At 44.1% G+C, this 18,327-nt stretch carries 18 protein-coding genes; 6 read left to right on the plus strand and 12 right to left on the minus strand.

The window, feature by feature from the left end; translation table 11 throughout:
• Positions 1-32: 32 nt before the first annotated feature.
• The 3 genes from ACMXYS_RS12055 to ACMXYS_RS12065 all read right to left on the minus strand — a co-directional run bounded on the left by ACMXYS_RS12055 (position 33) and on the right by ACMXYS_RS12065 (position 4,357).
• Positions 33-683, minus strand: coding sequence for a helix-turn-helix domain-containing protein (locus ACMXYS_RS12055; protein WP_415896647.1), 651 nt, complete (start codon positions 681-683; stop codon positions 33-35).
• Between the two features lie 229 nt (positions 684-912).
• On the minus strand, positions 913-2,232 hold the full coding sequence (locus tag ACMXYS_RS12060) for an HlyD family type I secretion periplasmic adaptor subunit (protein ID WP_415896648.1): 1,320 nt from the start codon (positions 2,230-2,232) through the stop codon (positions 913-915).
• A gap of 4 nt (positions 2,233-2,236) precedes the next feature.
• Entirely contained in the window at positions 2,237-4,357 is a 2,121-nt protein-coding gene (locus tag ACMXYS_RS12065) for a type I secretion system permease/ATPase (RefSeq protein ID WP_415896649.1), read from the minus strand.
• Positions 4,358-4,433: 76 nt separating this feature from the next.
• Here ACMXYS_RS12065 and ACMXYS_RS12070 point away from each other — a divergent pair, with 76 nt between their 5' ends.
• Positions 4,434-4,814: a hypothetical protein gene (locus ACMXYS_RS12070; protein WP_415881864.1), complete on the plus strand. Its 381-nt coding sequence runs from the start codon at positions 4,434-4,436 to the stop codon at positions 4,812-4,814.
• A gap of 8 nt (positions 4,815-4,822) precedes the next feature.
• Here the strand turns inward: ACMXYS_RS12070 and ACMXYS_RS12075 are convergent, their stop codons facing one another.
• The 3 genes from ACMXYS_RS12075 to ACMXYS_RS12085 all read right to left on the minus strand — a co-directional run bounded on the left by ACMXYS_RS12075 (position 4,823) and on the right by ACMXYS_RS12085 (position 8,739).
• The gene (locus tag ACMXYS_RS12075) at positions 4,823-6,433 is read right to left on the minus strand and encodes a tetratricopeptide repeat protein (RefSeq protein ID WP_415896650.1); all 1,611 of its coding nucleotides are present in this window, start codon (positions 6,431-6,433) and stop codon (positions 4,823-4,825) included.
• Between the two features lie 132 nt (positions 6,434-6,565).
• On the minus strand, positions 6,566-7,792 hold the full coding sequence (locus ACMXYS_RS12080) for an argininosuccinate synthase (RefSeq protein WP_415881866.1): 1,227 nt from the start codon (positions 7,790-7,792) through the stop codon (positions 6,566-6,568).
• A gap of 149 nt (positions 7,793-7,941) precedes the next feature.
• Positions 7,942-8,739, minus strand: coding sequence for a flagellar protein MotY (locus ACMXYS_RS12085; protein ID WP_415896651.1), 798 nt, complete (start codon positions 8,737-8,739; stop codon positions 7,942-7,944).
• A 314-nt stretch (positions 8,740-9,053) separates the two neighbouring features.
• On the opposite strand from ACMXYS_RS12085, the gene rnt reads away from it, so the two are divergent.
• Positions 9,054-9,680 (plus strand): ribonuclease T, encoded by a 627-nt coding sequence (rnt, locus tag ACMXYS_RS12090; protein ID WP_415884669.1) that lies wholly within the window; start codon positions 9,054-9,056, stop codon positions 9,678-9,680.
• Positions 9,681-9,760: 80 nt separating this feature from the next.
• Here rnt and ACMXYS_RS12095 read toward each other — a convergent pair whose 3' ends face one another.
• Positions 9,761-10,363 carry a peroxiredoxin gene (locus ACMXYS_RS12095; protein ID WP_415887385.1) on the minus strand — a complete coding sequence of 201 codons (603 nt, stop codon included), beginning with the start codon at positions 10,361-10,363 and terminating at the stop codon, positions 9,761-9,763.
• A gap of 91 nt (positions 10,364-10,454) precedes the next feature.
• Positions 10,455-10,793, minus strand: coding sequence for a Grx4 family monothiol glutaredoxin (grxD, locus tag ACMXYS_RS12100; RefSeq protein WP_415896652.1), 339 nt, complete (start codon positions 10,791-10,793; stop codon positions 10,455-10,457).
• Between the two features lie 297 nt (positions 10,794-11,090).
• Here grxD and ACMXYS_RS12105 point away from each other — a divergent pair, with 297 nt between their 5' ends.
• The 4 genes from ACMXYS_RS12105 to ACMXYS_RS12120 all read left to right on the plus strand — a co-directional run bounded on the left by ACMXYS_RS12105 (position 11,091) and on the right by ACMXYS_RS12120 (position 15,893).
• On the plus strand, positions 11,091-12,329 hold the full coding sequence (locus ACMXYS_RS12105) for an aspartate aminotransferase family protein (protein ID WP_415896653.1): 1,239 nt from the start codon (positions 11,091-11,093) through the stop codon (positions 12,327-12,329).
• Positions 12,326-13,231 carry an ornithine carbamoyltransferase gene (gene argF, locus ACMXYS_RS12110; protein ID WP_415896654.1) on the plus strand — a complete coding sequence of 302 codons (906 nt, stop codon included), beginning with the start codon at positions 12,326-12,328 and terminating at the stop codon, positions 13,229-13,231. The genes ACMXYS_RS12105 and argF overlap by 4 nt, the downstream gene beginning before the upstream one ends.
• Positions 13,232-13,342: 111 nt before the next feature.
• Positions 13,343-14,257, plus strand: a complete 915-nt coding sequence (locus tag ACMXYS_RS12115; RefSeq protein WP_415881872.1) for a LysR family transcriptional regulator — start codon at positions 13,343-13,345, stop codon at positions 14,255-14,257.
• A gap of 280 nt (positions 14,258-14,537) precedes the next feature.
• A complete protein-coding gene (locus ACMXYS_RS12120; RefSeq protein WP_415896655.1) occupies positions 14,538-15,893 on the plus strand; it encodes a class II 3-deoxy-7-phosphoheptulonate synthase in 1,356 nt (451 codons plus the stop codon).
• Between the two features lie 72 nt (positions 15,894-15,965).
• Here ACMXYS_RS12120 and ACMXYS_RS12125 read toward each other — a convergent pair whose 3' ends face one another.
• Genes ACMXYS_RS12125 through ACMXYS_RS12140 form a run of 4 tightly spaced genes read right to left on the minus strand, consistent with a single transcriptional unit; the run spans position 15,966 to position 18,213 of the window.
• Positions 15,966-16,370 (minus strand): CBS domain-containing protein, encoded by a 405-nt coding sequence (locus ACMXYS_RS12125; protein ID WP_415896656.1) that lies wholly within the window; start codon positions 16,368-16,370, stop codon positions 15,966-15,968.
• Entirely contained in the window at positions 16,367-16,717 is a 351-nt protein-coding gene (locus ACMXYS_RS12130) for a P-II family nitrogen regulator (RefSeq protein WP_415896657.1), read from the minus strand. The genes ACMXYS_RS12125 and ACMXYS_RS12130 overlap by 4 nt, the downstream gene beginning before the upstream one ends.
• Before the next feature lie 14 nt (positions 16,718-16,731).
• Entirely contained in the window at positions 16,732-17,511 is a 780-nt protein-coding gene (locus tag ACMXYS_RS12135; protein WP_415896658.1) for a DUF1538 domain-containing protein, read from the minus strand.
• A complete protein-coding gene (locus ACMXYS_RS12140) occupies positions 17,512-18,213 on the minus strand; it encodes a DUF1538 family protein (RefSeq protein WP_415898248.1) in 702 nt (233 codons plus the stop codon).
• Positions 18,214-18,327: the final 114 nt, after the last annotated feature.

An 18,327-nucleotide genomic window follows, 5' to 3' on the forward strand; every position in this document is an offset into this window, starting at 1 on the left:
TTTGTAGTCGCTAGCCGATAAAACTGATTGATTTAAGCTGGTTGTTTACTAGCCATTAAAACTAGTGCAACCCGATCAGCAGCCCCTGTTTTCTGAAAAATAGAACTCAGATGCGCTTTCACTGTTCGTTCAGTAATATCTAACTCTCTGGCAATTTCCTTATTACTTGCTCCTGTCGTTAAAACAGAAAGCACGTCTTGCTCGCGACCACTTAATCCTTCAAAACAATCTACAGTCTCTGCGGTGTCCACTTTGCTATCTGCGACAGTCATCCCCCCCAAAAGTCTTTTAAGTAGCTTTTGTAGAAGTTCAGGCCCTGCCCAAATATCACCACGGAGTACAGTTTTCACCACTTCCGTTAGCAATGAACCTGTAACATACGTGTTGGTATATCCGTTAGCACCTGATTGCAGTGCGCGGATACCTTCATCTTCAGATGGAGCATCGGTACATACAATCAAAATGATTTCGGGATTATCCTTTTTGAAACTGAATACTAGCTGACTACTCTTATCATCAACCGAGCTAAGGTGCATTAGAACAATGCCCTTCTTGATCGCCGACAATTTCGATGAAAGCTCAGAAATCGACAAAACCTCAGGCTGCCAGTCCACGAGCAGCTTAAGCCATCGATCCAAAACTTTCGGTCGGTTCCCTAGAAAGAATAACTGCATAATATCCATAATCCGCGGCACCTGAGCATATAATTATCCCTATAGCCGCGGCGCACAATTTTATAACGTCTAACTAATACCCACAAGCCGACAAAGCTTATTTAGACGATTCTCATTTACATTACTATAAAACAAAGCCATAAACTTATTATGGTTAATTACTTAATGCAAATAACTTAGTATTTTTTACACCAGTTGTTGATTTACCACAAATTAGAACACTTTGATTTATCAATCATTAGCGCTCGGTAAGCGCTCTATCTTTCGCCTTAAGCACTGGCTTTAACAGATAATCCATTACCGTTTTCTTACCTGTCAAAATATCCACACTTACCGTCATACCAGCGATTAAAGGCAGTTCAGCTTCTACCGCTCCAAGATAAGGCTTATCAGTCTCCAATCTGACCAAGTAGTAACTTTCCCCCTCTTCATCGAGAATGGTACTTGGGCTCACAAATACCACAGACGCATCAACACCACCGTAAATAGAAAAATCATAGGCCGACACTTTAATTACAGCCGCTTGCCCTGGGGCAATATTAGCAATATCAGAAGGTCTTATTCTCGCTTCAACCAGCAACTTATCTTCCCAAGGTATGATGTTTAATAGCTCATCTCCTGGCTGAACAACCCCTTCCACTGTATTAACCAGTAGCTGTTTTACCGTACCTTTAACCGGTGCCTTTACTTCAGCACGATCAATACGGTCATTCATACCCGTTAGGGCCTGTTGGATTCGCGCACTTTCAGCTACAACCTCATTCAACTCTCGACGTGCTTCATTCCTGAACTGCAATTCAGCACCATCAAGGTTTTGCTTAGTTTCCTGCAGGGTAGATTCAATTCTTGGGATATTAAGTCGTACGCCTGATAATTCACCTTGCAAGTCATTCAACTGGCGCTTTAATCTCAGAAATTCAACTTCTGAAATAACCCCTTCTTTCAGTAGAGGCCGAGTAATATCTAGCTCGCGCTTTAATAAACCATAACTTCTTTCAAGCTGACGCTCCTGAGACTGAGCCGCCTTTAATTCCTGCTTACGTTGCTCTACCTGCTGCTCTAAACCGCCGAGCCCAGCAAGCATTTCAGCCTTACGCGTCACAAATAGGCTTTTTTCCTGAGCAAGCATACTTTGATATTCAATTGGGAAACCCTGAGGCGGCACAAATTCAGTATTATCTGCTTCAGCTTGCAAACGCGCCGCCTTTGCAACCAACTCGTACTGGCGTACCTGATTTTCCTTAAACGAGCTTGAGAAGCGGATATCATCAATCCGTAAAAGCACCTGCCCCTTTTCAACTATATCGCCTTCACGCACCAAGATTTCTGATAAAGCACCGCCCTCTAGAGTCTCGATCACTTGTAACTGGCTTGAAGGAATAATTTCACCATCACCGCGAGTAATTTCGTCCAGTTCAGCCCAGAAAGCCCAAACGATGGCAACCACAACAAAGATAAGCATCGCCCAAAGCAAAGCACTAGCCCCCTTAGGGCTTTGCTCAGCCATGGCTTCACTCACGCTAGACATATAATGTAAATCTTTTTTAGCTTGAGCCATGATCTTACCTCTGCACCTGAAGACGACCTTGCTTTAACGCATCCAACACCGCTTCTTTCGGGCCATCTGCTACCACTCGACCAGCATCCATAACGATGATTCGATCAACTAAGCTCAACAACGACATTTTGTGAGTCACTACCAGCATCGTCTTATCTTTTGCATAAGCCTTAAGCATGGTTTTAATCTGCTCTTCAGAGGAATTATCCATCGATGCAGTCGGCTCATCCAAAATCAAAATATTAGGATCATGGATAAGAGAGCGTGCAACCGCAACCGTCTGCCTCTGACCACCCGACAACGCAGCACCGCGTTCACCCACTTGCATATCAAAGCCTTGAGGATGACGATTTACCATATCGGAAACACCAGTCAATTTAGCAACCTCAACCAAGCGATCATCTTCAGTTTGAGGAGATCCTATGACGATGTTGTCTCGCACACTGCCAGCAAACAACATAATATCCTGAGGCATGTAACCAAAGTTACGCCTCAAATCGACCGGATCAATCTGATTGATATCTATACCATCGATTCGAACTGAACCCTCTGTTGCCCCGTAAAGCCCAAGCACCAATTTTTCTATGGTAGACTTACCTGAACCAATTCGACCAATTAGCGCAACGCTTTCGCCCGGTTTAATACTGAAAGAAACCCTATCCAATGCCTTTTGCTCTTCATTAGGGTAAGCAAAACTGACATCTTTGAATTCGATAGCACCTTCTAATTCTTGTCGATGCACAAATTGCTGCTCATCAGTACGCTCTGAAGGCAGTTCCATAATTTCATTCAAGCCTTTTAAAGCAGTTGATGCTTGATGGAACGAAATAACAAGATTAGCCACCTGGCTCATTGGCGCTATTGCTCTACCTGATAACATCACACAAGCAACCAGAGCCCCCATAGTCAGCTCTCTTTCACTTATCAGATAAACGCCCGTAATAATGATACCCACAGATGTTAATTGCTGAGCTAGTGCAGCAAAATTGACCACTGATGCTGACAACATGCGTGAACGAAGGCTCCATTTGGCGATATAGCCAACAGCCTGCTCCCAACCCAATTGCAACGACGAACTTGCCCGTTGGGTTTTCACAGTTTCCATAGCAGTTAAACTTTCAATCAAGGTTGCGCTCTTTTGCGAGTTAGACGCAAACGTCTTTTCAACAGCCTCTTTTAAGTAAGGTCGAACAATAAAGGATACAAGTATAATCAACGGAATTGCGACAAGAGGAACAATAACCAGTGGCCCGCCAATAAAGCCGATGACAATTAAAAAGAGAATAGCGAATGGTAGATCAATAAAAACAACATTTGTCGTTGAGCTTAAAAAGCCCTTAATACTTTCAAATTCACGCAGATTACTAGCAAAAGAACCAACCGATGCAGGAAGTGCGCTGTATTTCAGTGATAAAACCTTTTCGAAAAGCAACGCTGATAGTATGACATCCCCTTTCTTTCCAGCTATTTCAAGAAAATAGGACCTCAGCATCTTCAGCCCGAAGTCAAACAAATATACGATCAATACGCCAATCGCTAACACCCATAATGTTTCTATCGCATTGTTAGGCACAACACGATCATAAACATTCATAACAAAGAGCGGGTTTGCGATAACAAAGAGGTTAATCAAAAAAGAAGCTATTAAGACATCTCGATATATCGCGGTCGAACGTTTAATTGTTCCCCAAAACCAGTGACCTTGATGTCCTTCTAGCAATTTAGAAACTTGTTGCTGGAATCGATATTCAAGACGAACAAAAATTGCGTGAGCGGTATATGAGGCAGCCAATTCATCTAGCGCCAGATGATGTTCACCACCACTTTCTGGTTGAATGATTGTAGCTTGTCCAGCTTCATGATCTATCTCTTGCAGAATACAAGCCTGATCATTTTCAAGTATTAACACGGCAGGAAGGACAAGAGGAGATATATCTGTAAGCTTGCGAGGTAATATTTGAGCAGCAAACCCTGCTCTCTTAGCAGCTCGAATAAATAACTTAGGGGTTAATTTATGATCAAGCAACGGCAAACCTTCACACAATACCTCCGGTGAAAAAGGCTTATGATTTTGCTTACTGAGATGAACCAGACAACCGAGCAAAGGGTCCTGAACCGCTTCCATTTACCGAGACCTTAACCTTATTTGAGAGCAATGCTCAAAGAAACAATATATAGTATGTACATTAACAACTTATCCAATGTATCAAATCAATATGTTATACGCTATACGCAATGAAGAAGGCCGGATCATAAGCCTTTCAGAAACCCCTCAAGCAGGCGCTGAAGCAGTTGATATAAAAAACAAGGAAGTAATGGATTTTTTATCCATTAACGATGAAGAGTTTTCTGCAGAAGAGTTCCTTCAACAGTCAGATATGGCCGTTGCTCGTATTTTTGAAGATTTGGTAGACGTCCTTATTAGTAAAAACCTTATTATGTTTACTGACCTCCCACCAATGGCACAGAAGAAATTATTGGGTCGTAAACTTGCGCGTAATATCAATCGCGGAGAAGGAGAGAGTGAACAACTGGAAAAATCTTCTCATTCTTTCCTGATAGGAGATGATGAAACTCTGTAAATAAGCCCTTAAAGCTCCTGGCTTAACGGGTCTTCATCCTCTTCTTTCTTAAAATGATTTAGTTGGTTGTACTGCTCAGCAAAACGCTCAGCTAGAGCCGAATAACGCTGCTGCTGCTTTTCAGACAACGCCCCATAAGAAATAGTTGCCAAAACATCACGAACAGATAACAAGATCCATAGCGCATTCTGACCTCTTTTGGCTTTTTCAATTCCTGCCTGAACCAAATTAAGCGCAATACCCGTATGACTTGGTAGCAATTCATTAGCTCGACCAAACATTAAAAATGCCCGATCCAAATCACCACCACGAAAACTACTCATAGCGGCATAATTTGCCTTACCCCAATCTTTCTCAACCATCACTCGGTTCAGATCTCTTCGTTTAATCTGAACTTCATCCTCTAACTCATAACCATGAACCGCATCAACCAAAACATCTAACCATTTACACTGGTTATCGACATCCATGCGTAGGAAGAAATTCAACGTTTGCTGAAGCATCTGCTCCAAACGCTTACGAGACTCAGTAGACTCTTGACGATAAAGATCGCAATTTATGAGCTTGGCTCGAAACATAACTTCCTGATCATCAGGATGATCAAGCACCACATCCTCCAGAATGCGAACAACATCCGTTTCCACTTCAGACAATCTAGTTTTATTTGCCTGAATCAAGGATCTAACCAAACCAAAATAATGAGACGGGGTTTGAAAGACTGAATAGCGCGCATAACGAACTGCCTGCTGGTAAGCATCCTTTGCGATATCCCACTCACCCGTCTGAGAAGCCAAATCAGCCAACTCACTTTGCAATTCAGGAACTGTAGGCTGAATCATTACAGCTTTTCGCATCAGCGTGACAGCTCTACTCAACTCACCTTTAACCCGATAAATCCGAGCCAACCAAGTATATGCTTCAACACACACATGCTGCTGATCAACGATACGATTAAGACAACTCAATGCATCATCATATTCACCTAAATTGAAATGCGCGACCCCTCTTCCTACTTCAGCCCAAGGTAAATCACGCTTACTCGTCAACCCCATAAAGAGCTCTTTAGCTTGAGTAAAACGCTTCATCCTCAATAGAGCAATACCATTAACCCGCTGAAGAAATATATTTAAACCAGGATAATGATTAACAAGCGCCCTACCCTTTTCCAACACCTCTTCATAATGCTCTTCGTCCAATAACTGCTCAATTGGCCGAATAGCCTCTTTAATCCGCAGCTGTTTTTCCAGACGATGACGTACCTTTCCTTGGTCAAAAGGTTTTGAAATATAAGTATCAGGTGAGTTTTCTAAAGAACCGAAAAGAAGCTCAGAACTTTCTGGATCAACAATGAGGAAATAAGTACTCGCCTCAGGAAGGATAACCTCAGCATTAGCTTCATGAAGTAGCTGCAGACCATTTTTTTCGCCTTTGCCCATATCATAAGCAGCAAAGCAAAGATCAAAGGTCAATTCACGCATCAGGCTCAACGCCATATTAACCGAGGAAGCAACCTGTACTTGCCCCACACCCATACGGCCCAGGATTTGGCGTAATGCCCCGAGATCGTCGAGCTTACTGTCTACGATTAAAGCAGACTTTCCTGAGTAGTTGATTTCCATAGATTCTGCATAGTTTAGATAACAGCAAAAGTAGCATATAAATCAGACCATTATCAAAGTTTAGGCCATCTATCGCACAATAAAAAACCCCGTAGGGTCACTACGGGGTTTTTTCTGCATATTTAGACAAAATTAATCATCTAAAAAGCTTCTTCCTTTACCTGCAGCAATACGCATACGCAAAGCGTTTAGCTTGATAAAGCCAGCCGCATCTTTCTGATCATAAGAACCTGCATCATCTTCAAATGTTGCAATATTCTCATCGAACAAGCTGTCATCAGAACGACGACCAACAACAATAACGTTACCTTTATATAGCTTAAGACGAACGTCACCGTTTACTACTTGCTGAGACTCATCGATCATCTTCTGAAGCATCTTACGCTCTTCTGACCACCAGAAACCGTTGTAGATAACTTTAGCGTAACGCGGCATCAACTCATCTTTAAGGTGAGCAGCTTCGCGATCAAGTGTGATCGACTCAATAGCGCGGTGCGCTTTAAGCATAATTGTGCCACCAGGAGTTTCGTAACAACCACGAGACTTCATGCCTACGAAGCGGTTTTCTACGATATCTAAACGGCCTACACCATTCTCACCACCTACTTTATTCAGGTATTCAAGAACAGTCGCTGGGCTCATTTGTTCACCGTTGATCGCAACGATGTCACCCTTTTCGTAAGTCAACTCAAGGTAAGTTGCTTCATCAGGAGCCTGCTCAGGAGATACAGACCAACGCCACATATCTTCTTCAGCTTCCTGCCATGGATCTTCAAGGATATCGCCTTCGTAAGAGATGTGAAGAAGGTTAGCATCCATTGAGTATGGAGATTTTTTCTTACTGCTAGCAAAATCAACTTCGATATTGTGATCTTCACAGTATTTCATAAGCGTCTCACGGGAAGTTAGATCCCACTCACGCCATGGCGCAATAACATGAACACCCGGCTTAAGCGCATAAGCACCTAGCTCAAAACGAATCTGGTCATTACCTTTACCAGTCGCCCCGTGAGATATTGCATCAGCACCCGTCTCGTTAGCGATTTCAATCAAGCGCTTAGCAATTAGTGGGCGAGCAATAGATGTACCTAGAAGGTACTCACCTTCATAAATTGTGTTCGCACGGAACATTGGGAATACAAAGTCACGAACAAACTCTTCGCGTAGATCTTCGATGTAAATCTCTTTTACACCCAAAGCTTCAGCTTTAGCACGTGCAGGCTCTACCTCTTCACCCTGACCTAAGTCAGCAGTGAATGTAACTACTTCGGCATTGTATTCATCTTGCAACCAGCGAACGATAACAGACGTATCTAATCCACCGGAATAGGCCAGAACGACCTTTTTGATCTCGGACATTCTCAAGCTCCAACTTGCGAACAATATTCGCCCCGACACGGGCCGAAAGGGATATTCAATTTAAGCGCGGTATTATAGCAGAACTTTACCCTGCAACGCATCTGCCGCAGGGCAAATTAATAAAAGGAGTTAATAGCAATATAGACCGATTAATCTTTTTCCAAACGAATAGTAACTCGACGGTTACGATCCCGGTTTTTGCGACTATTATTTTCAACCACCGGATAACGTTCACCATGATAACGAGTTGTAATCATGGTTGGCTCCAAACCTAAACTGATCAAGTATGCTGTCACTTCCTCCGCGCGTCGCTTGGAAATATCTCGGTTCATTAATCTACGGCCCATGTTATCGGAATGACCATCAACATAAACACCTTTCACTGCGTCATCGTTTTTAACGTATAGAGCAATCAAATCCAATCGCTCCCTTGATGCATCCGATAACCGCCATTGAGCAGATGGAAAGAGAATAGCTGTTCTAGCTACCTGTCGGTAATTAACAGGCAACAATCCAGCTGTACAAGCAACATAATCATCATAGGCTGACTGAAAATTCACAGCAGATACTGATACACGCAATGATTCGTTAGTTCCGTACCACTCATCCGTAGTAAATGTCGGCATCATCCCTTTATAAAGAGCCGCCAACATATTTTGAGCGTGTTTGGGCTCTACTTTAATATGCCCCGTCCTCTCTTCAGCTTTCACTGCAGCGATATATTTTGGCACTATTCCAGGCTGCCAAGGAGCCGCTTCAGCTACAAGTTTGCCGCCTTTCTGAAAATGAATAGTCTCAGTTGGCTTAAGCATAAAACGCACTAACTCACCCGCTTCATGCTCAAAAACAGCATTACCAAATGAAGGGATAACCTGACTCAACTGGCACGTAAATTTAGAAGCCTCTAGCTCCCATTTAGAATCATCGATGGAGCTACGAAAGGTCACAGCATGCACCTGTAGCGAAAGCACTGCGATACATAACAATGAAAATACGCGAATAAACACAATAGAACCGCCAATCACACCAAGTCTGCAACGAATAAAATTATACCCCAGAAAAACAATATATAAGGGCAAGGAATCAATTTTAATGATAAAGCTATATAAGTATTTGTATTATTACGGCCAATTTTAAATATTCTTGAGTAGACGATTGGAGTGACTGCACTTCCACTGCTAGAATATTGCCAAAATTTAAAGGCAACCCTCTACCAAAGTAAGGGCATCCATTGAGCAACCATAGCGCCACAAAACACCCAATGGCAAACCGTTTTCGCGGTTTTTTACCAGTCGTAGTCGATGTTGAAACTGCAGGCTTCAATGCCCGTACTGATGCATTACTCGAAATTGCAGCCGTAACTTTGACCATGGATGAAAACGGCTTTTTGATTATCGACAAGAGCTTCGAAGCACAGGTAGAACCTTTTGAAGGCGCAAACCTTGAGCAATCAGCCTTGGATTTCACAGGCATCGACCCTTACGATCCTGATCGTGAAGCAGTACCTGAAAGAGAAGCACTAGAAGAGATTTTCCGCGCTGTGCGAAAATCGCTTAAAGCCCATGATTGTAAACGTGCAGTCTTAGTTGGCCACAATGCATCTTTCGATCAGAGCTTTGTAAACGCAGCTTCGAATCGAGAAGATATAAAACGCAACCCATTTCACCCTTTCTCTACTTTCGATACTGCAACACTAGCCGGCCTTGCATTTGGTCAAACTGTTCTTGCGAAAGCTTGTCAGGTTGCAGGCATCGAATTTGATGGTAAACAGGCGCACTCCGCACTTTACGACACGATGAAAACAGCAGAGCTATTTTGCATTATCGTAAATCGTTGGAAAGAGCTTGGCGGCTGGGACATGGTAGACCAGTATGATGATTACGAATAATTTCTTGTAACCACCAATACCCAGATACAAAAAAACCCGCTAGTAAGCGGGTTTTTTATTAGCAATAAATTTGGTGAAGATTACAGGTTGTCTGCTTCTTCAGATAGGTACTTAGCAACACCTTCTGGAGATGCGTCCATACCTTTATCACCTTGATTCCAGCCAGCTGGGCAAACTTCACCGTGCTCTTGGTGAAATGCAAGCGCATCAACCATACGAAGCATTTCATCAACGTTACGACCTAGAGGTAGATCGTTAACAACTTGATGACGTACTAGACCGTCTTCGTCGATTAAGAAAGAACCACGGAAAGCTACGCCGCCTTCAGATTCAACATCGTAAGACTGGCAGATGCTGTGAGTCATGTCTGCAACTAGCGTGTAGTTTACTGCACCGATACCGCCTTCGTTTACCGGCGTGTTGCGCCATGCGTTGTGAGAGAAGTGAGAATCGATAGAAACACCGATCACTTCAACGTTACGCTTCTTGAACTCTTCGATACGGTGATCAAAAGCTAACAGCTCAGAAGGACAAACGAATGTGAAGTCCAGTGGGTAGAAGAATACTACCGCTTTTTTGCCTTTAGTTGCTTCAGACAGTGTGAAAGCGTCAACGATTTCGCCGCTACCTAGTACTGCTGGTGCTGTAAAGTCAGGAGCCTGTTTGCCTACAAGTACGCCCATTGTGCTATTTCTCCATTAAAATGCTATCTAGCGTTTAGGTTTTTTATGATAGAAAAGACCGCTATAAAATCAAGCAATAATCTATCTAAAATTACTCAGCGCTTTGCTCTTCGGAACCCGCTGCTGCTTCTTTGATCACTTCAGCTAGCTCGCCGTTTTCTGACATCTCACAGATAATGTCACAACCACCAATCAACTCACCTTTAACCCATAGCTGAGGGAATGTCGGCCAGTTTGCATATTTTGGTAGTTCTGCACGGATATCTGGATTTTCCAGAATATTTACAAAAGCAAAACGTTCACCACAAGCCATCACTGCTTCTGAAGCACGTGAAGAGAAGCCACACTGAGGAAAACGCGGCGTTCCTTTCATGTAAAGAAGAATATCATTACCTTCAATCTGCTCTTTGATGGTATCAATTACGCTCATTCATACACCTATAAAATACTTTATGTAGGATGCACAACCGTTTTTGTGCTGTGGTGAACAATGTACCACATATCCGACCATTTTACTCTGACAATGTATATTTGCTTTTCTTTATAGAGTTAATAAAAAAAATTAATTAGCTATTCTAAGTAACCATTCATACCTCAATCCCCAATTTCCCAAAACAAGGCAAATTTATCCGGCAAAACGGTTGCGAAAAGCCGCAAAGCTGCCTATTATTCGTCCTTTAAATGGCAGCTTTGGCTGCCTTTTTGCGTTGTAGGGAAGATAAAAATAATGGCTGTAGAATCGATTATGACTACCTACAACCGGTTGTCCGTAGCGTTCGAACGCGGAGAAGGCAGCTGGTTGTATGATACTGACGGAAACAAATACCTTGATGCGTTAAGCGGTATAGCTGTATGCGGTCTAGGCCACTCGCACCCAGCAGTGACTCATGCGATTTGCGATCAAGCTAGCAACCTATTGCATACGTCTAATTTGTACACCATTCCAAATCAGCAACAACTTGCCGACCGCCTGACTAACATTTCAGGTATGGACAATGTATTTTTTGGCAACTCAGGTGCTGAGGCGAATGAAGCAGCGATTAAGCTTGCTCGCCGTTACGGTCATATCGTTCGCAACATCGAAAACCCAGCGATTATCGTTATGGAAAATTCTTTCCACGGTCGTACGATGGCTACATTAAGCGCAACAGGTAACCGTGCTGCTCAAGCAGGCTTTGAGCCGCTAGTTAGCGGTTTCGTTCGCGCGCCCTTCAACGATATTGAAGCTATCAAAAAAATTGCAGCTAACAACCCTAATATCGTTGCAATCCTTGCTGAGCCGATTCAAGGCGAATCAGGCATCCAAATCCCTGCTGACGATTATCTGAATCAACTGCGTGACATCTGCGATGCTAACGAATGGCTATTAATGCTGGACGAAGTCCAAACAGGCAATGGCCGTTCAGGTAAATACTTTGCTTACCAGCATAACGACATTTTGCCGGACGTTGTAACTACAGCTAAAGGTTTAGGTAATGGCGTACCGATTGGTGCCTGCCTTGCACGCGGTAAAGCAACTGGCATTTTGATCGCCGGCACTCATGGTTCAACTTATGGTGGCAACCCACTGTCTTGCGCTGCTGCATTAGCCGTTGTGAATACCATCATCGATGAAAATCTATGTGATCGCGCTGCTGAACTTGGCAACCGCATTACTTCAGGTTTAGAGGAGCAGCTTGGTCACACTGATTATGTGGAAGAGATTCGTAACAAGGGCCTATTGATCGCAATCCAATTGAGCGAAGCAGGTACTGAGTTAGCAGTCCTATCCAAAATCAAAGGCATTCTTCTTAATATTACAGGCGGAGGCAAAGTTGTACGCCTACTACCGCCATTAACCATGACAGATAGCGAAGCTGATCTATTAGTTAACACGCTATCTCAAATTATTCGCGTATATGCGGCTGATGAGCGCGATCCAATCAGCCAAGACTCGAGCCCTGCAGACGAACGTAGAGAACAATGAGTACTAGACATTTTTTAACCCTGCTCGATTTATCTTCTGAAGAACTACGCACCCTAGTTAAACGCGCAAGTGAACTGAAGGCGATCCGTAATCGTGGTGAAGTTTACGAACCGCTTAAAAATAAAGTGATGTCGATGATTTTTGAAAAATCATCAACTCGTACCCGCGTTTCTTTTGAAGCTGGTATGGCACAGTTTGGTGGTCACGCGATGTTCCTATCGCCTCGTGATACCCAGCTTGGCCGTGGTGAACCGATTAGCGACAGCGCTAAAGTAATCTCAAGTATGGTTGATGTTGTTATGATCCGCACATTCAGCCACCAGCTTGTAGAAGAGTTTGCTGCCAATTCCTCTGTACCGGTTATCAATGCCCTGACAGACGAATACCACCCATGTCAGCTACTAGCTGATATGCAGACTTACTTTGAACATCGCGGCGATATTCAAGGTAAAACGGTGACTTGGATCGGTGACGGCAACAATATGTGCCACTCCTATATCAATGCAGCACGCCAGTTTGATTTCAAACTTAATATCGCTTGCCCAGAAGGCTTCGACCCAGATATGGATCTAGTCGAAATCAATAAGGATCGCGTATTTATTACTCGCTCTCCAGAGGAAGCAGTAACTGGTAGCGACCTGATTGTGACCGATGTTTGGGCATCTATGGGCCAGGAAGAGGAACAGAAAGAGCGCGAAGAGAAATTCGCTGGTTTCCAAGTTTCTCCAGAGCTGATGGATAAAGCTAATGAAGACGCTCTATTCATGCACTGCCTTCCAGCTCATCGTGGCGAAGAGATCAGTGTAGATATGCTTGAGGATCCGCGCTCTGTAGTCTTCGATGAGGCAGAAAACCGCCTTCACGCACAAAAAGCTCTGCTAGAGTTTCTTCTTGTAAAATAGCAATCCGATAACAGGTAAGCAGTGAATTTACTGCTTACCTGCTCTTTATCGCTCGAGCGTACTATACTGCCTATTACCGCGGTTAAATGAGCCTAAACGGAGAAGGAATCGATGATTGAACTGCGCCACCTGAAAACACTATCTGCCTTAAGAGATGCAGGCAGCTTGGTCGAAGCAGCAGAACGCGTCCATTTGACTCAATCAGCTCTTTCTCATCAGATCAAAGACCTCGAAGATCGCCTCAATTGCTCTCTATTCATTCGCAAAACCAAGCCTATTTGCTTCACCAGTGCAGGTCAGCGCCTACTTACGTTAGCGGATGAAATACTTCCTATGATACGCAATACCGAACGCGACATAGGGCGACTCGCTGGCGGCGAAGCTGGGCGTTTAAACCTATGCATTGAATGCCATAGCTGTTTTGATTGGCTAATGCCAACAATAGACCACTTCCGTCAGCATTGGCCAGAAGTTGAGCTAGATCTATCCAGTGGTTTCAGCTTTCAACCGCTACCAGCGCTTGCTCGCGGCGATTTAGATTTAGTTATTACAGCGGACCCTGAGCCTCGCAACGGTATTGCTTACATACCGCTGTTCACTTACGAATCGCGCTTAGCGATCAGTAAGCAACATCGTTTAATGGCACGACGCTTTATCCACCCAGAAGATATCGCTCAAGAAACGTTGATTACCTATCCTGTAGAACCACAACGCTTAGATATCTTTAACCACTTCCTAGACGAAGCTGGTGTTGAACCTGCCGCAATACGCACAGCAGAATTAACGGTAATGATGATGCAGTTGATTGCTAGTGGACGCGGTGTAGCCGCCCTACCCAACTGGGCTATGCACGAGTATATTCAGCGCGATTACATCGTTTCCAAACCTTTAGGCGAGAAAGGTGTTTGGTGTACGCTTTACGCCGCGATCCGTGAAGATCAAAAAGACGCTGAGTTTATGGTGGATTTCCTTAATACCGCAAAAGATGTATCCTTCCGTAATCTAACAGGTATAAAGACAGCTTAATTACCTTTATACTGACTGAAACATTTTTGAGAATACACGAAGTTTACAGTGAATAACGCACCTGCGAGTTTCCTAAAACAACTATCAGCAGACTCTTCTGCTCTTGCCTTTTATTCTCAGTCCTACTTTATCTAGGCCTGTGGGTTTAGTGCTACCTGCACATAACTGACAGGCCGTATCACATCTTTAGTTTCAGCAAGTATTACTTGCCCTTTTACCCAGATTATTCGTCCTACAGCCCAAAATACGTATTAGCGCTGTAAGGAAGCAGGAAAAACACATGACTACCAAGATTTGGACTCCTTCAAGCTGGAGAGATAAACCTATTGTTCAGCAGCCACAGTACCCTGATGCAGCTGCGCTAAACAAAGCCGAAAGCACCCTATCCCAAATGCCACCATTGGTATTTGCAGGCGAAATCAATCAGCTAAAAACTGATCTAGCACAAGTAGCGCAAGGCAAAGCATTTTTGCTACAAGGCGGTGACTGTGCAGAAAGCTTCAGCGAATTCAATGCAGACAAAATCCGAGATACATTCAAAGTTTTGATGCAGATGGCCATTGTGATGACCTTCTCAGCCAGCTGCCCTGTCGTGAAAGTAGGCCGTATCGCAGGACAATACGCTAAGCCCCGCTCCAGCGATATGGAAACAGCTAACGGTATTGAACTACCTAGCTACCGTGGCGATATAGTCAATGGAATTGAATTCACTGAATCCGCTAGGCAGGCAGATCCCGAACGTTTAGTGACGGCTTACCATCAAGCAGCATCCACACTGAATTTGCTTCGTGCTTTTTCTCGCGGCGGCTTCGCTGATCTACAACAAGTCCACGCGTGGAACCAAAGCTTTGTAACTAACAGTCCACTTAGTAACAAGTATCAGGATTTAGCGGATCAGATCGATCAAACCATGCGCTTCATGGAAGCTTGTGGCATTACCGCGCAAAACACCCCGCAACTGCATGAAACTTCGCTATACACTTCCCATGAAGCGTTGTTACTGGGCTATGAAGAAGCGCTAACTCGCCAAGACAGCCTATCCGGCAACTGGTATGACTGCTCTGCACACATGTTATGGATTGGCGATCGTACACGTCAGCCAGATCACGCCCATGTAGAATTCCTTCGCGGTGTTAAAAATCCGATTGGCATTAAAGTCGGCCCAAGCACCAAAATTGAAGATCTAGAAAAGCTGCTAGAAACGCTAAACCCGGAAAACGAAGCAGGTCGAATTACGCTGATTGCTCGTATGGGGGCAGATAAGATCACCGAATGCCTTCCAAGCTTAGTTCGTGCTGTTAAAGCATCTGGTCAGCAAGTCATTTGGAGCTCTGACCCAATGCATGGCAATACAATCAAAGCATCCAGCGGCTATAAAACACGTAGTGTAGACTCTATTCTTCGTGAAATGAAAGGCTTCTTCGAAGTTCACAAAGCTGAAGGCACTCACGCCGGTGGCGTACACTTCGAAATGACCGGCCAGAATGTAACGGAATGCATTGGTGGCGCTTACATGATCAGTGAACAAGACCTTGGGGATCGCTACCATACCCATTGCGATCCACGCCTAAATGGCGAGCAAGCACTAGAACTCGCTTTCTTGATTGCTGATACCTTGAAAGCAGCAAGAGCTTAACCTCTCTCTTATTCACAAAAAAGCCCGTCTAATGAATGACGGGCTTTTTCTTATCTGAGCTGGTTAGAAAGGTTAATTTTCCAACAACCCTTTCAGCACAATACTGCGATAACTCACCACCCCTAAAACATGGCCTTTATCAATCACTGGCGCATGCGCTAAGCCAAAATTTTCAAACAAACGCGTGCAGTAACGAATATCCATATGAGGATCAACGGAGATAACCGGCTTCGCCATCACTTCGTAAACATTCACACGTTCAGGAGAGCGGTCTTTCGCAACGACTTTCTTTGCAATATCTGACAGTAGCAACAAGCCAAATTCATCGTCATCATTACGTTTATTGATGATTAACACTCGCGCATCTTGCTCTTGGAAGATCTTAAGCGCCTCACTGACCGTCATTAAACCATCAACCATGGCGAACTCATCAGTCATAACATCGCAAGTTCGTACGACTCTACGCTGGGCACTCATAGCTCTTCCTCCACAATATTGGCTAATTTGGCGACTTGGTGAGATATCCCAACAGCATCTTCCACATCAATTTGAATCGCAATCCCACGCCCCGGCTTCTCATCAAGTTCGCCGACCTCTGATATTGTTTCTAGGATTTTTCTACTCAGATGCTCCTCAACGATGAACAAGATGACATCGCGTTGCGTTTCTAAGGTTAAGCCAAAGAACGTAGTCGATTTATCTACACCTTCACCACGCGCATTGTTGATGACTGTTGCGCCAGTTGCACCCGCTTCGCGCGCTGCTTTCATTACATCATCTGTTTTTGAATCTTCTACAAACACTACTAACAGCTTGAAATGCATATCTGCCTCTTTTGTCAGCCAGTTGCTCTCGCACGTTTAGTGCGAAATTCAGAAATTTGTGCGTAAGCCATTACCGTTATCATTGGAAATAAACTAGCAAAGGCAATTAAACCAAAACCATCAATTAGAGCGCTTCGACCAGGAACTGTTTCAGCCAAACCAAGCCCTAGAGCCGCAACAAGGGGCACCGTAACCGTCGACGTTGTCACCCCACCCGAGTCATAGGCTAAAGGCACTATCATCTTGGGCGCAAAGCAGGTTTGGATAACAACAACGATATAACCCGCGATAATAAACCAGTGAATAGGATACCCTGTGACAATTCGCCAAGTACCTAAAGAGATACCCACAGCAACCCCTATAGCAACCGCTATACGCAGGCCCCAGACACCAATTGCGCCACCGGAAACCTCGTTCGCCTTAATGGCCACAGCAATCAGTGAAGGCTCGGCAATGGTGGTACTCGCTCCAATTGCAAAGGCAAAAACATAAACCCAGAAGTAATCCTGCCATTGAAGAGCCTCCGCGACCGAACCACTCCAGCTTCGAATAAACTCTGGATCAGTCAACTGTTCAGCCATCAAACGCCCAATGGGGAACAAAGCCTTCTCTAACCCCAACAAGAAAAGCGCTAAACCGGCAATCACATAAGCAAAGCCAATCAGCACCTTACGTAGATTAGCAATACGCCGCCTGATCACAGCAATCTGAAAACCAAAGATAATGACTGCGATTGGAATCACATCTTTAATTGTAGTCAGGGTGATCTCGATAAATTGCGACAACAGTTCCATTTAGATCACCATCCCATAAGCCATAACAAAGATCATGGGTGTTAAAGAAGCAAAGGCGATCAAACCAAAGCCATCTATCATCGGATTTCTCCCTTCAATAGATGAAGCCAAACCGACACCTAACGCTGTCACTAAAGGAACCGTAATTGTAGAAGTGGTAACACCACCGGAATCATAGGCTATACCGATAATTTCACGCGGCGCAAAAGCGGTCATAATCACGACGAGCATATAACCCGCAATAATCATATATTGAATCGACCAGCCTTTAAGGATACGTAACACGCCTAAAACAATGGCCAAGCCAACCGAAAAGGCGACGGTATAACGAAGGCCCGAAGCGTAGCTAAGTTGCGATTGCTCAGTCGCGTCAATCATCCCGCCCGTGGCAGCAACCTTCGCCGCCTCCGCTGCTACAGCAATCAACGCAGGTTCCGCTACAGTGGTACCAAACCCTAAGCAAAAGGCAAAAGCCAACAGCCAAAACACACTGCCTTTGCGTGCAAAAGCATGTGCCATACTCTCCCCTATTGGGAAAAGCCCCATCTCTAAGCCATAGATAAAGAAAGTTAAGCCAGCGACAACACACAACAACCCAGTCACCAAACCAAAGAAATCTGGGACAGACTGCTGCAAAACAACAATTTGGAAAAATGCGATCACTAAGACAATAGGTGCCAAATCTCTCAAGCTACCTAACATGGATCGACCTAAAGCAAGAACACCTGCGTGCAACTGTGATATCCCCTTGAATATTAAGGATTATTAATATTTAAAGTTACGGGGATAGAAGAATTGTGTAAAGGATCTAAATCA

Origin of the sequence: Neptuniibacter sp. QD57_21 (genome assembly GCF_047778075.1) — a bacterium.
In the GTDB taxonomy this organism is placed as follows: Bacteria; Pseudomonadota; Gammaproteobacteria; order Pseudomonadales; family Balneatricaceae; genus Neptuniibacter.

Coding starts and splice junctions, on each gene's coding strand:
- ACMXYS_RS12135 (WP_415896658.1), bottom strand. CDS start 17,511: ATGGAACTGTTGTCGCAATTTATCGAGATCACCCTGACTACAATTAAA.
- ACMXYS_RS12055 (WP_415896647.1), bottom strand. CDS start 683: ATGGATATTATGCAGTTATTCTTTCTAGGGAACCGACCGAAAGTTTTG.
- ACMXYS_RS12060 (WP_415896648.1), bottom strand. CDS start 2,232: ATGGCTCAAGCTAAAAAAGATTTACATTATATGTCTAGCGTGAGTGAA.
- ACMXYS_RS12130 (WP_415896657.1), bottom strand. CDS start 16,717: ATGCATTTCAAGCTGTTAGTAGTGTTTGTAGAAGATTCAAAAACAGAT.
- ACMXYS_RS12125 (WP_415896656.1), bottom strand. CDS start 16,370: ATGAGTGCCCAGCGTAGAGTCGTACGAACTTGCGATGTTATGACTGAT.
- ACMXYS_RS12115 (WP_415881872.1), top strand. CDS start 13,343: ATGATTGAACTGCGCCACCTGAAAACACTATCTGCCTTAAGAGATGCA.
- ACMXYS_RS12095 (WP_415887385.1), bottom strand. CDS start 10,363: ATGGGCGTACTTGTAGGCAAACAGGCTCCTGACTTTACAGCACCAGCA.
- ACMXYS_RS12080 (WP_415881866.1), bottom strand. CDS start 7,792: ATGTCCGAGATCAAAAAGGTCGTTCTGGCCTATTCCGGTGGATTAGAT.
- ACMXYS_RS12070 (WP_415881864.1), top strand. CDS start 4,434: ATGTATCAAATCAATATGTTATACGCTATACGCAATGAAGAAGGCCGG.
- argF (WP_415896654.1), top strand. CDS start 12,326: ATGAGTACTAGACATTTTTTAACCCTGCTCGATTTATCTTCTGAAGAA.
- ACMXYS_RS12120 (WP_415896655.1), top strand. CDS start 14,538: ATGACTACCAAGATTTGGACTCCTTCAAGCTGGAGAGATAAACCTATT.
- rnt (WP_415884669.1), top strand. CDS start 9,054: ATGGCAAACCGTTTTCGCGGTTTTTTACCAGTCGTAGTCGATGTTGAA.
- ACMXYS_RS12065 (WP_415896649.1), bottom strand. CDS start 4,357: ATGGAAGCGGTTCAGGACCCTTTGCTCGGTTGTCTGGTTCATCTCAGT.
- ACMXYS_RS12105 (WP_415896653.1), top strand. CDS start 11,091: ATGGCTGTAGAATCGATTATGACTACCTACAACCGGTTGTCCGTAGCG.
- grxD (WP_415896652.1), bottom strand. CDS start 10,793: ATGAGCGTAATTGATACCATCAAAGAGCAGATTGAAGGTAATGATATT.
- ACMXYS_RS12075 (WP_415896650.1), bottom strand. CDS start 6,433: ATGGAAATCAACTACTCAGGAAAGTCTGCTTTAATCGTAGACAGTAAG.
- ACMXYS_RS12140 (WP_415898248.1), bottom strand. CDS start 18,213: ATGTTAGGTAGCTTGAGAGATTTGGCACCTATTGTCTTAGTGATCGCA.